The sequence below is a fragment of the Desulfosarcina widdelii genome (genome assembly GCF_009688965.1).
GTDB classification, from domain to species: domain Bacteria; phylum Desulfobacterota; class Desulfobacteria; order Desulfobacterales; family Desulfosarcinaceae; genus Desulfosarcina; species Desulfosarcina widdelii.
The window spans coordinates 6,531,844-6,544,797 of sequence record NZ_AP021875.1; the positions used below are offsets into that span (position 1 = coordinate 6,531,844).

General features: G+C 58.6%; 11 protein-coding genes. 5 read left to right on the plus strand and 6 right to left on the minus strand.

Going from position 1 to position 12,954, the window contains the following annotated elements:
- Window positions 1-22: 22 nt before the first annotated feature.
- Both GN111_RS29905 and GN111_RS29910 read left to right on the plus strand, forming a co-directional pair.
- Complete coding sequence (locus tag GN111_RS29905) at window positions 23-493, plus strand: pyridoxamine 5'-phosphate oxidase family protein (RefSeq protein WP_155307258.1); 471 nt, start codon at window positions 23-25, stop codon at window positions 491-493.
- On the plus strand, window positions 447-2,645 hold the full coding sequence (locus tag GN111_RS29910; protein ID WP_155307259.1) for a PEP/pyruvate-binding domain-containing protein: 2,199 nt from the start codon (window positions 447-449) through the stop codon (window positions 2,643-2,645). The genes GN111_RS29905 and GN111_RS29910 overlap by 47 nt, the downstream gene beginning before the upstream one ends.
- A gap of 44 nt (window positions 2,646-2,689) precedes the next feature.
- Here the strand turns inward: GN111_RS29910 and GN111_RS29915 are convergent, their stop codons facing one another.
- Both GN111_RS29915 and GN111_RS29920 read right to left on the minus strand, forming a co-directional pair.
- Window positions 2,690-3,025: a hypothetical protein gene (locus GN111_RS29915; RefSeq protein ID WP_155307260.1), complete on the minus strand. Its 336-nt coding sequence runs from the start codon at window positions 3,023-3,025 to the stop codon at window positions 2,690-2,692.
- Between the two features lie 19 nt (window positions 3,026-3,044).
- Window positions 3,045-3,485, minus strand: coding sequence for a DUF2177 family protein (locus GN111_RS29920; RefSeq protein WP_155307261.1), 441 nt, complete (start codon window positions 3,483-3,485; stop codon window positions 3,045-3,047).
- Window positions 3,486-3,694: 209 nt separating this feature from the next.
- Here GN111_RS29920 and GN111_RS29925 point away from each other — a divergent pair, with 209 nt between their 5' ends.
- The gene (locus tag GN111_RS29925) at window positions 3,695-4,516 is read left to right on the plus strand and encodes a radical SAM protein (RefSeq protein ID WP_155307262.1); all 822 of its coding nucleotides are present in this window, start codon (window positions 3,695-3,697) and stop codon (window positions 4,514-4,516) included.
- 49 nt (window positions 4,517-4,565) lie between these two features.
- Window positions 4,566-5,798: a glycosyltransferase family 4 protein gene (locus GN111_RS29930; RefSeq protein ID WP_155307263.1), complete on the plus strand. Its 1,233-nt coding sequence runs from the start codon at window positions 4,566-4,568 to the stop codon at window positions 5,796-5,798.
- A gap of 63 nt (window positions 5,799-5,861) precedes the next feature.
- On the opposite strand, the gene GN111_RS29935 is transcribed toward GN111_RS29930, so the two are convergent.
- Together GN111_RS29935 and GN111_RS29940 are read right to left on the minus strand one after the other, a co-directional pair.
- Window positions 5,862-7,253, minus strand: coding sequence for an MFS transporter (locus GN111_RS29935; RefSeq protein WP_155307264.1), 1,392 nt, complete (start codon window positions 7,251-7,253; stop codon window positions 5,862-5,864).
- The gene (locus tag GN111_RS29940; protein ID WP_155307265.1) at window positions 7,250-7,819 is read right to left on the minus strand and encodes a chalcone isomerase family protein; all 570 of its coding nucleotides are present in this window, start codon (window positions 7,817-7,819) and stop codon (window positions 7,250-7,252) included. Before GN111_RS29940 ends, GN111_RS29935 begins: the two co-directional genes overlap by 4 nt.
- 173 nt (window positions 7,820-7,992) lie before the next feature.
- Here GN111_RS29940 and GN111_RS29945 point away from each other — a divergent pair, with 173 nt between their 5' ends.
- A complete protein-coding gene (locus GN111_RS29945) occupies window positions 7,993-9,414 on the plus strand; it encodes an SDR family NAD(P)-dependent oxidoreductase (protein ID WP_155307266.1) in 1,422 nt (473 codons plus the stop codon).
- A 152-nt stretch (window positions 9,415-9,566) separates the two neighbouring features.
- On the opposite strand, the gene GN111_RS29950 is transcribed toward GN111_RS29945, so the two are convergent.
- Together GN111_RS29950 and GN111_RS29955 are read right to left on the minus strand one after the other, a co-directional pair.
- Window positions 9,567-11,555, minus strand: a complete 1,989-nt coding sequence (locus GN111_RS29950) for a DUF1365 family protein (protein WP_155307267.1) — start codon at window positions 11,553-11,555, stop codon at window positions 9,567-9,569.
- On the minus strand, window positions 11,545-12,807 hold the full coding sequence (locus GN111_RS29955; protein ID WP_155307268.1) for an NAD(P)/FAD-dependent oxidoreductase: 1,263 nt from the start codon (window positions 12,805-12,807) through the stop codon (window positions 11,545-11,547). The genes GN111_RS29950 and GN111_RS29955 overlap by 11 nt, the downstream gene beginning before the upstream one ends.
- Window positions 12,808-12,954: the final 147 nt, after the last annotated feature.

Consider the following 12,954-nt stretch of genomic DNA (forward strand, 5'->3'; position numbering starts at 1 on the left):
TTTTAACTGGAGAAATCGCATCATGAACCGTGACGCATCCGTCAAACAAGCCATCCACGAACTGCTGCGGCAGCAGCAGTTGGGTGTCCTCTCAACCATGGATGACGAAGCGCCTTATGCCAGCCTGGTGGCCTTCGCCGTCTCCGATGACGACCGCTGTCTCTATTTTGCCACCCCTCGAGCCACGCGCAAGTTCGCCAATATAACGGCCAATGCCGGGGTGGCCCTGCTCGTCAACAACAGTGTCAACCTTCCGGAAGATTTCCATCGGGCCAAAGCGGTCACGGCTGTCGGAATCGCCCGGGCGTTGACCGACGGGCGGCTGGATGCTGCCCGCAGCCACTACCTGGACAAACATCCCTACCTGGAGTCGTTTGCCCACTCGCCCAGCTGCGTGTTTTTAGAAATTCGAGTGCAGCGATACATCCTGGTGGAGCGCTTCCAAAATGTCAGCGAATATCGGATCGACCATGCAATGGATTCAACCCCTTGAGACCCTGCCTTCGGGCGATACCCGCGACATTGGCGGCAAAGGCGCCGCATTGCACCGCCTGTGGGCTGGCCGCATCCGTGTTCCCAAAACATTGTGCGTCACCACCCGGGCCTACCGGGATTTCGTAAACCACGCCGGGCTGAGGGAAAAAATTTATCTCGAACTCAGCCGCAAAGAATTTGCCGAAATGCGCTGGGAAGAGATTTGGGATGCCGCCCAGCGGCTGCGGCTGCTTTTTTTGCGATCCTCCCTGCCGCTGGAGATGGCCTCCAGCATGCGCCAGGCGATCACCCAAGCCTTTGGCGAACGGATGATGGTGGTGCGCTCATCGTCACCGGAAGAGGACCTAAGCGGGCACAGTTTTGCCGGTCTGCACGCTTCCTACACCCATTTGCAGGGCTGCGAGGACGTGATGCACCACATCCGGCTTGTCTGGGCCTCCCTGTGGTCCGACGCCGCCCTGTTGTACAGACAGGAATTGGGGTTGGATGCCCTGACCAGCACCATGGCGGTTTTGGTCCAGGAGATGATTCCCGGACAGGTGTCCGGTATCTGTTTCACCCGGGACCCAACCGGCCTGGAATGCGGCGTCATCGAAGCGGTCCACGGGATGAATCCACCATTGGTCGACGGCAAGATAACTCCCGATCGCAGGATGATAGATACCGCCACCGGTGCCGTCATCGAACACAGGGCCCCTGCGTCGAGGAAGCAATGGCAGCAGCCGACGGCGACAGCCGGCGCCGCCCCCCTTTCAGCACTTCCAGATTTTCTGCAGGACCAGCCTCCTTTGACGCCGGCCCAGGTCGACCGCCTGTGGACAACAGCCGTCCGCGTCGCGGCCATGGCCGCTGCTCCACAGGATATCGAGTGGACATTCGACAAAGAGGAACTGGTGCTGCTGCAGGCGCGTCCCATCACCACGGTATCTCGACCGGCGGAGGGTGACAACCGGTCCTGGTATCTCAGTCTGCATCGAAGCTTGGAGAATCTGCTGGAATTGCGTCGGCGGATCGAAGAGGAGTGGATTCCCCGCATGCGGCAAACCGCGGATGAAGTGGCGGACATCGATCCGGGAGCACTCGACGATGCGGATCTGGCCGCCGAAATCCGGCGCCGCTGGGAAATCAATCAGCACTGGACGGCGATTTATTGGGAGGATTTCATTCCCTTTGCCCACGGCATGAGGCTGTTCGGCCAAGTCTACAACGAGACGATGGTGCCGGACGATCCTTATGAATTCATGCTGCTGCTTCGCCACCAGGATCTGATCAGTGTCCGCAGGAATCGACAACTGGCGGATCTGGCGGCAGCCGTGCGACAGCGACCCCAGCGTGCGCGAGCCTTGGAAAGAGGCGATTTCAATGCCCTGGATGCGGCCTTTCGCGAGCGTCTGGATGCATTTGTTTTACGCTACGGCGATCTGAGCTGTCCGGTGACCGGTGCGGTTGAATGCGCCCCCGACACCGGCGCACTGGCCAACATTCTGCTTGAAATGGCCACCCTGCCGGAAACGGTGCCCACGAATGGTGGCGACCTGCCGTCCGCGGCCCTGGAAGCGGCCTTTCTCGATGCCTGCCCGGCCGGATCCATGGAAGACTGCCGACAGCTGCTCTCCCTGGCGCGTTCCAGCTATCGGCTCAGAGACGACGACAATATTCTGCTGGGCGCCATCGAAGCACGCCTGATCGCTGCCGCACAGGAGGGTCGCAAGCGGTCCCGGGACAACAGTGCCGGGCTGTCCGAAGTTCTGGCTGAACTGGGCCTGGACACCGCCGATCATGCCCCCCGGGCAAAGGCCGGAGCACCCCCTCCGGCCGTCAGCGAACGCCAGATTACCGGCCAGCCGGCAGGGCCGGGCCTGGTCCGCGGTCGTGCCCGGGTGATTGTCGAGCACAGCGATATCGCCCAGTTCAAAAGAGGAGAGATCATTGTCTGCGACGGTGTGGATCCCAACATGACCTTCGTCATGCCCCTGGCCGCCGGGATCGTCGAGCGACGCGGCGGCATGCTGATCCATGGGGCCATCATCGCCCGGGAATACGGGCTGCCCTGCGTCACCGGTGTGGCCGATGCCACCACGCGCATCACCACGGGTCAAACGATTACGGTAGACGGGTATTTGGGCATCGTTACCATCGGAGAAAAATAAGCTTGACGGACTCCTAAAACGGCCGATATCGGCCTTACCCTTCTTCAGCAGAAGTTGCAGATCATGCTGTCTTGGGGAACAAAGTTCCGGTACTTTCTGGCGGCGGTTTTTGCCAGGTAGCCGGGAACGGCCATACCGGAATCGTACTCGGCATAATTGACGAAGGTGCGCCCGTCGATGCGGACTTTCATGCCTTTCTGCGGTGCGTTCAGGGGAATAATGGCGCACGCGGTTCGCAATTTCTTTTCGAGATCCGCAAACCCCATTTTGCGGGCCTGTTCGGATAAGTTTACTTCCAGATAGTGGCGCCCGCCACGCTGCAGTTTACCGCTATAAGTTTCTTCTACATGTTCGAGAAGTTCATCGATTCGGGTATCCATATTTTTTCTCCTTGCCATTCTATTGTCTTTCCAATCCATCGGGTTTCAGGAAGCGTTTTGCAATCCACAGGCTTCCGCCTGCGGTGGCAGCGGTGAGGACGGTTCCCCAAACCATGTCCACGAGGGCAACGATAACCGGCCATCCATCGAGCAGTGCCAACGCCGTCAGATCGAAGGTGCCATAGGCAAACAGGCCCAGCAGACCTCCCATCAGGGCGGTTTGGGGAACCCCGGAACCGCCTTTGAGTGCGGGGGCCAGCACAAAGACGACGATACCGCCGATGTAAAAAAAATAGAACATCAACGCCGCCGGCCAGTTAACCGAATCGCGCAGCAGGCCGCCGATGGTTCGGGTATAAAAATCCTGCGCCACCACACCGATCCAGACCAGATCGATTAGGAAAAACACGATGGTTGTGATACCATAAATCCATCCAAATCTGCTGACATGGTCGTTCATGGTTCCCCCCTTTTTTGCTGCGGACCGGTACCTCTAAAAATCCTTGTGGATAAGATGCCCACCGGTTGAAAAGTTGCAATGGCAAGTGCCAACGAGGCTTATGGTAGGAAAAACCTATAAGCCAAATCCGTTTGCCTGGTGGGGCTGTTTCATGGGTTGTTCATGTATCGTCGTTTCCCTCGGACCGTCACCATAAGGGAGTTCCGCTGTTGAGACCGCCCAACCGACACCGCAACATCACGGTGAAACGACTGCTTCTGGATGGCTTCCAGTTTATTCGTTGTCAGTCATGGGTCAGACGCCGTCTTGGCAAGCCCTTCCACTGCAGCCGCAGGTACGTCGAAATTGACATCACCTACAAATGCAACCTGAAATGCATCAACTGCAACCGCTCCTGCAACCAGGCGCCGAGCGAGTTGGAGATGCCGGTGTCGACCATCGAAGCTTTCCTCGCCCAGAGTGTCGAACAAAAGCTATCCTGGGAGCGGATCCGGATTCTGGGGGGAGAACCCACACTTCACAGTCGGTTTTTCGATATCGTCGACCGTTTAATGGACTATCAGCGGGTCCACAATCCATCGGTTCGGCTGGTGGTGGGCACCCACTTCCATGGCCGACGGGTTCGCCGGGTACTGGAACAACTGCCGCCTTCCGTCATTGTTAAAAGTACGCTCAAGACATCGCGTTCAAACCTCTTCCGGCCTTTCAACGTGGCGCCCGTGGATAGGCCTTTCCACCGGTTTATGGATTTCACCTGCGGCTGCCGCATCATCGAGGACTGCGGTTTGGGGTTGACGCCTACCGGGTATTACATGTGCGCCGTCGCCGGTGGCATCGACCGGATTTTCGGCTATCATTTAGGCTGGTCGAACCTGCCGGATCCACAGGATGACTTTGCTGACCAGATGGCGGCCTTTTGCCCGCTATGCGGACATTTCGGCTTTCAGTGGCCCACCCGCAAGAGCAGGCAGTCCAAAACCTGGCGCCAAGCCTATGCCGATGCAGCTTTGAGGGCGAAACAACCGATATGAGGGCTTTACATCCATTTTATTTTGGAAACAAAGGAGGCCATGCGCGCCAATGACCGCTCTTCGCATATTGCACGTTCTTGGACAGCGTCCTGAAATGACCGGAAGCGGAATCTATCTGGAGGCCCTGATCGGGGAATCTCGCAAGCACGGGATATCCTGTTTCCGGGTGGTAGGAATCCCGGCAGGCAGTTTGGAACCCTTGGCGGCTGGGTCTTCCGTCGACACAGAATCCGTTCTTTTTGATTCGGTCCCCCTCGATTTTCCGGTTGTCGGAATGTCCGATGTCATGCCGTATCGAAGTTCCCTGTTCAGCGAATTAAAAGGCCGACGGCTGACGGCCTACAAGGCGGAGTTCATCCGCGTGCTGGAGGCGGCCGTGAATCGATTTCATCCCCATCTCCTTCACACCAACCACCTCTTCCTGTTGTCGGCGCTCGCCAGAAAACGCTTTCCGAATCTGCCTATGGTTACCACCTGCCACGGTACCGACCTGCGACAGGTCGAGCTGTGCCCTCATCTGAGATCCTTCGTAAGGCGGTATTGCCGGCGGATCGATAAGATCATCGCGCTAAGTGCCGATCAAAAAGCCGACATCCAACAGGTGTATGACGTCTCTGAAAAGAGCATTGCGGTTATCGGCGGCGGGTATGATGACACCATTTTCACCCGTGGTCCGCAGCGCTCGACCGAAGGGGTTGAATTGCTTTATGCCGGTAAATTGAACCGGAGCAAAGGCGTTCCCTGGCTGCTGCGGTCCCTCATGAAGATTACCGATCTGGACTGGCACCTGCATTTGGCGGGAAGCGGAAGCGGGCCGGAGTACGACGAATGCATCGAATTGACCCGGCATTTGGGCGACCGTGTGTCGCTTCATGGATACATCAGTCACCGCTGTCTGGCCGATCTGATGAAACGCGTCCACATTCAGATTCTCCCTTCTTTTTTCGAAGGACTGCCCCTGGTACTTTTCGAAGGGCTGGCCTCGGGATGCCGGGTCATTGCCACCGAATTGCCTGGTTTCCGTGAGATTTTTGGAAAAACCCGAAGAGATACGGTTCGTCTGGTTCCCTTGCCGCCTTTGGAAACCATCGACCGGCCCTATCAAAAAGACGAGCCCGGTCTTGTCGAGGTGCTTTCCAACAGCCTTGTCGATATGATCGCCACGGTGAACCGATTTCCCGATGTCGATGATCCCCAAGCCGAGGCCATTGCAGCCGATTATACCTGGTCGCGTGTTTTTGAACGTACCTTTTCCGTTTACAAAGAAATGGTTTCGCCATGAATCAGCGAAAGCAGATCCGCTGCGCGGCAATGGGAAGTAAACCGGCGACGCGTGGCCGGCGTATTACGTTTTTAATGGATCGGCGACTTCCCGACCCTGTTTCATCAGGGCGATGCTCTCCACGATGCGCCGGTGAATCGCCGGAGAGATGGGAAAAGCCAGGGCAATGGCAAAAGCGGCCGCATTGCACACACTGGGAACCAGGGCATAGAGCACCTTGAGGGTCTGGATCACTTCGGGCGGCTGCACCTGGCCCGGCGTATATCCGGCCATGCCCAGCAGGGTCAGGCCGGTTCCAACGCCCAGGGCGGCGGCCAGTTTCTTGACGACCGACCAGATGCCGATATACCAGCCCTCCTGGCGACGGCCGGTGAGAAATTCATCGTAGTCGATGACGTCAGCCTGAATGGCCGAGGGCAGTGCAAGGGTGGCACCGAAGCCCATTCCGGAGATCACCACCAGAACGGCATAGGCCCACTCGTCGCCGGCACCCAGGAAGTATACCCCGCTGAAGGCCAGGGTGTTGATGGCCATGGAGGCCAACCAGGCGTTCTTTTTGCCGATGCGCCGCGAGACGCCGATCCACGCAGGCAGCATCAGAATGCCGGAAGCGAAGTAAAGGAACAGAAAGAGATCGGCCCGGCTGGATTCGAGTACATACTGGACATAATAGAGAATCAGGGTTGCAGGAAGATTGCTCCCCAAAGCCCCGATCATATAGGCGGTCAACAGGATCCAGAAAGGCCGGTTGCGCCCAACGCTCCTGAGATTACTGATGGTCAACGTGGTGGAAGACTCTTTGCCGTCCTCCTTCTCACGAATGCGAAGCACGCACCACAGGCAGGTTCCGATCAGCAGAGGGGCATAGAGAAGAGCGATCCAGAGAAACTTCTGGCGCTGGGCGGCGGCCGTGGCAGCGTTTCCCTGCAGGCCTTCGATCAGCACCGGTGATGCCGCCGCCAGAAGGGTTCCCGCAATCAGCAATCCGTCCCGCCAGGCAAAAAGGGAGGTCCGCTCGGTGTAGTCTCGGGTCAGTGCCGGACCCAAGGCTTCATAGGGTACCGTTACCACCGTCCAGAAGGCGAACAGGGCCACGATGGTCATTGCGAACCAGGCGATGGCCGCAAATCCTGTAACATGGGGAGGCACAAAGAGCAGAAACGTCGCCGCGGCAAGACCGACACTGCCCCACAGCATAAAGGGCCTGCGACGTCCCATGCGGGTGTGTGTACGATCCGAAACAACCCCCATCAGCGGATCGGAAAAGGCGTCGAACAGTCTTACCCCCATGAGAATGGCACCGACCCAGGCGATGTTGACGCCGATAACGTCGGTGTAGAATTTGGGGATGTGGACATACACGGGAATCCCCACCATGGCCAGGGCAAACGCCGGCAGACCATAGGAAATCTTTCGGCCCAGATGCAGCCGATCCTGTGGGCGGTTTGTCTTCATGATACCCCCAGGAGCGTATCCCTGAACGTCTCATCGATGGGATGATCGCCCAGCCAGATGGAAAAAACGGCGCCGGCAAAGTCATCGCCGGGAATAAGGCCCAGGTCTTCCCCGTTCAGGGAAAGGCGGGTGCCTTTACCCGGAAGGTAGGTCAGTGCATAGCGGTCGCCGGGTTTTACATCTCGATACATCGCGGCAAGGCGGTCGATCCGGGCACGCAGCTTCTCGGCCTGTTCCGCATTTACATTGTCATGAATCTTGGCCCGGGTGGCCTTGGCGAAATCTTCGCTGCCAATGGCATGGTAGTAGGCCAGTTCCAGCCGCTTGGCTACCGGCGCCAGCACCGGATCGGACGGTGCCGAATCCGGCAGATATAGGGCACCGGCGTAAGCCTTGATAAACACCATATACCGCAGCAGACCGGCACCTTTCAGCTTCAGACGCTGGTCCTGAATGTCCACCGTTTTGGTGAAGCGAAAGTCGTCCACCACCACAGTCGTTTCGGCCTTGGAGCCAGGCGCTGTCAGAAGTATTGTAAAAAGCAAAAATGCGAATATCGGTTTCATCGTTTTCCCCTCTTTCTCTGGGTGCAGGAGAAAATTCCAGGTTTGTTTCAGATCATAAAAGTAAAGTAATTTCTGCCTGCTGTTTGACAAGCCGCAAGAGCAGACAAAGATTGAGTTAATCTTGGGTAGTAAATGATAGGTTCTGCCAACCAGTGCAACGAAAGGCGGGGCGCATGACCAACCAATGGCGAATCACCAAAACGATCGATACGGACCAGCCTGCCGATCGACTCTTCGACTATTTGAGCCGCTGGGACAACGTGGTGGAATGGGATCCTACCGCCTTTTTCGGACGCAAGCTGTCCCCCGGCGAACCGGCCGTGGGCAGCCGTTTTGTCATCACGCTGCGTTTCGGATGGCGGCCCGTGCCCATGACCTACACCATCGTCCGCATGGAGCGCCCCCGCTTGCTGGAACTTGAGGGCCGGGGCGCCCATTTTCGTGCCCTGGATCACATTCGCCTGACAGACACCGCCTCGGGTTGCCGCCTGACCTACGAAGTCGTGATCCGATTCGACCGTCACCAGAACCCGGTGGCCAGCCGCATCGGCCGGTACCTGTTTGACCGCTATGCCCGGACAACCATCCGACGGCTTCAACGGATGATCGACGGTTCCGCCAGCCCACCGGCACTAAGCCCGGTGACGCGCATGGCCGACCGGGCCATTTTACCCGGATTGATCGGCTTTACCCGCCTGGGCCACATCCTGGGCAAACGCCGGCGGCCGGTGGCCTCGGCCCTGTACGTCGGCCGCACCATGGTGCTTACCGGCGGCACCTCGGGCATCGGCCGGGCCGCCGCCCGCGAACTGGTGCATCGGGGGGCAAATCTGGTGGTGGTGGGGCGCGACGGGGAAAAGTTAAAAGGATTGCTGGATGAACTGGGACGCCTGAAAAACGGCGGATGGATTGAAACCGAGCGGGCCGATCTCAGTCTGATGGCGGAAGTGCGCAGGCTGGCCGACCGTCTGATGCGGCGCCACAAGCGGATCGATGTCTTGATCAACAACGCCGGCGCCCTGTTTAACCGCTACGGCCAGACCGACGAAGGCGTTGAACGAACCATGGCGACCGACCTGGTCAGCCCCTATCTGCTGACCGTTTTGCTGCTGCCGGCCTTAAAAGCGGCCGGATCGGCACGGGTCGTCAATGTCGCCTCCGGGGGCATGTATACCCAGGGCATGCGTGCCGGTATGCTGGACGCAGAGCCGGCCGACTACGACGGACCGACGGCCTATGCCAGGGCCAAACGGGGCCTGGTTATGCTCACCGAAGATTGGGGCAACCGATGGGCCGATTTCGGAATCGGTGCGCATGCCATGCATCCGGGCTGGGTGGATACCCCCGGTCTGGAAGCCTCTCTGCCGGCCTTCCACCGGCAAGTGGCCCCTTTGCTGCGGACCCCGGAGCAGGGCGCCGACACCATTGTCTGGCTGGCCGCCTCGCCGGACGCCCAGCGGGCATCCGGCCGTTTCTGGCTGGATCGAAAAATCCGCGCCACCCACGTGTTCCGCCACACGGCGAACAGCGGCAAAGACCGCCGCGACCTGATCCGGGCGTTGGACACCCTGACAGGTATGGCCGCAAAAACATGATCCTTGCAAGGTTTGAAGGTTCTGCAAAAATTCGATTTTCAGACGGCTTCGTAAAAAGCCCGAGATCAACGCTTGCGAATTCCGAGGAGGGAGGCGTACCAAAACGTACTCCGCACTGACGAGGGATGAGCGTAACGAAGATATCGGGTTTTTTACGAAGCCGTCAATTTGGCATTGCCCTCCCGGGTCAGAACCAGCTGCAGGTTGCCCAGCACCCGCTGCCGGAATCCCGCCTCGCAGCTTCCCAAATAATACGCCCATTTGCGTTGAAAAGTGCGGTCGAAACCCAGTTGGGCGACCCGATCCCGGTTGGAATTGAAACGCCGATGCCAGTGGGCCAGGGTGGTGGCGTAGTGGTTGCCGATATTCTCCGCATGATCGATCATCAGGCTGGAGTGGCGGGTCATGGCGCGGGTCAGGACCGTCAGGGACGGCAGCAGACCGCCCGGAAAGATGTGCTTCTGAATCCAGTCGTGGCTTTTGCGATAGACCTCGTAGCGCTGATCGGGAATGGTGATGGTCTGGATGACGGCAATGCCGTTGGGGGCCAGCAAACGATCCAACTGACGGAAGAAGGTGCCGAAATAGGCGTGCCCCACCGCCTCCAACATTTCTATGGAAACGATCTTATCGAAGCGCCCGTACATCTTGCGGTAATCGCGAAAAAGAATGCGGATGCGGTCCTGCAACCCGGCCTCGCGAACCCGCTGACGGGCCATTGAATACTGCTCTTTGGAAATGGTGATACCGGTGACCCGGCATCCGGTCCGTCGTACGGCTTCAATGGCGAACCCACCCCAGCCGCAGCCGATCTCCAGCAGGTGATCATCGGCGGCCAGACGGGCTTTGTCCATGATGGCGTGGTACTTGTTCTTCTGGGCCGTTTCGAGGGAATCGCCGTCATTTTTGAAAATGGCGCACGAATAGGCCATGGATTCGTCCAGAAAGGTCTGGAAGAAATCGTTGGACAGATCGTAGTGCCGTCCGATGTTGCGGCGGCTGCCGGCCAGGGTGTTGGCCTGGGTGAGAAAGCGCAGTTTTTCCAGCAGGCGCGTCAGGATGGATTCCTTGAAATCGCCGTCATTGAGCCTGTTGCGGTTGCGGATGAAAAAATCGATCACGGCCGCGATGTCCTCGGTCTCCCATTCGGCGGCCATGTAAGATTCGCCCAGACCGATGTCCGATCCCAGCACGACCCGCGAAAAAAAGCGGTGATCGTTGACGCTCAGGCGGGCCTGAATTTCTTCCTTCTCATCGCCGAATGCCCTGACTGTACCGTCCGGCAGGGTCATCTGCAGATGACCCTTTCCGGACCTGGAGAGAACGTCCAGCATCAGCTTGGTGCAGTAGCGTTGAACCGTGGTGGGCGGCAGCCGGCGGACGGTCATGGGGCTTTGGGGAACCGGCTTGTCGTGATAGTCCAGCTTGCGCTGGAAGTAGAGTTTAAAGGCTTCCCAGTAGATCCTGGGAATGGTCAGCCGCGGCTGCAAGGGGTGGCGCAAAACAGTTTTCAAATGGCTAAGCGGGGTCAGTGGCCGGGGGGCGCCTTTCAGGCAGGCCTGCAGGATATGTCGGCCCTCACGGTGCAGATCGATGCGGATGTCCATCTCCCGGCGGATGTCGGACAATTGGAAGCTATAGGTGCCGTCCATGGTGTTGAAAGGCGACACGTGGAAAGTCTTGTTTGCCCGGTAGTGGGCCGGAAAGCCCTCATGCGCACCCCCGTCTCCCGGCAGGACATAAACATGCTTTTCGCCGAAAGTGTTGTTCACCTCCGCCACGACCGCTGTCAGCTCCCGGCCGCTGTCGAAGCAGTAGTAAAAGCTCACCGGATTGAATGCCCGGCCCAGCAGCCGGGGAGAGGTGACCATGATCACCTGCGCCAGGTCTGCTGCCGGGATGTGCGCTGCCAGGGCCGCTTCCAGCTTTTGCCGGATGGTGCCGGCTTTCGGGGCCAGATAGTCCCGGTCGTGCAGGGATACCGGTCGCGGACGGTTGTAGCCGAACAGGGGCAGGCGGCGGTCAAGCCGTTCCAGTTCGGCAAGGTCGAGGGCATAGACGTAAAGCCTGTAGCGCAGCTGATGGCCGACCGGATGGAATCGTTCGTGGGTCACCTCGCCAACGTATAGTTTAGAATCCATGTCGTCCTCCCAAAGCGGCCGCCACCTGGACGCCGGATCGGGCCGCGTCTTCGTGAAAACCGTATCCGAAATAGCTGCCGCAAAAAAAGGTGTGGCGCACACCGTTTAAAGCTGGAAGCTCGGCCTGGGTCCCGAGGCTTTCGAAGGTGTATATCGGATGGGTGTAGGTCATTTCGGCGATGATCTTTTCATCGGCGATGGGTCTGAACGGATTCAGGGTCACCAGATAAGGGGTGCGTGTTTGCAGCCGCTGGAGGCGGTTCATGTGGTAGGTCAGGGTAACGGGGGCATGGTCTGGAGACCGCTTGGCCCGAAACACATTCCATGACGCCCAGGCCTTGGGATTGGACGGCATCCAGGTCGGGTCCGTGTGCAGAACGGTTCGGTTCCGGCTGTAGCGCCAGGCACCCAAAAGGCGGCGTTCGTCATCGGACGGGTCGTCCAGCAGCTTAAAGGCCTCGTCCGCGTGGGTGGCGATCACTGCCTTGTCGAACGAGCGGGTGCTGCCGTCGGCCATTTTCAGGATGACGCCTTCTTCCTGCCGCTGCATGGACAGTAATGGCGTGCCGGTGAAAACCTCGCCATTGAAACGATCCAGAAACGCGTTGACGTAGCTGTGGCTGCCGCCGGCAACGTAATACCACTGCGGGTGGCGGTATGTACTCAGCAGGCCGTGATTGTTGAAAAAACGAGCCAGGGTGAGCAGTGGAAAGCGATTCACCTCCAGGTCCGGGGCCGACCAGATGGCCGCCACCATGGGAAACAGATACTGCTCCCGGAATCGGGCGGTGAAGCGGTGGCGGCGCAAGAACTGGCCCAGGGTGGTATTCTCCAGCGCTCCCCGGGCCAAACCACGCAGCACCAATTGGTTAAAACGCAGAATCTGTGCCAGAACGCCCCAATAGCCGGGGTCGACCAGATTGCGGCGCTGGGCGAATAGGCTGTCGAGATTGCTGCTGGCGTATTGAAAGCCGTTTTTCTCGTCATAATAGCCGAACGACATGTCGCTTTTGGCGATGGCCACGCCAAGTTCGCGAAAGAAGCCATTCAAGATGGGATAGGTCCGGTCGTTGAAGACGATAAAGCCGGTGTCCACGGGCGTGCCGGCGTCGGGACCGCTGGGGATCACGATGGTGTGCGTGTGACCGCCGACATAGTCGTTTTTCTCGTAGAGCGTAACCTGGTGCTTCTCCTGAAGCAGATGGGCGGCGGTGATACCGGCCACGCCTCCGCCGATGACGGCAATGCGCATGGTAAAGTCTCCTTTGCTCCTGTTATCCTTTGCTCAGGCAGAAAGTAAGCGATTTTGCCGCTTCGGCAAATCGGCAACTGGAACGATCTACGAAAGAGACGATGTTGGTGCTCCGGGCTAATGCCCTGTTATACTATCATTTTAGAA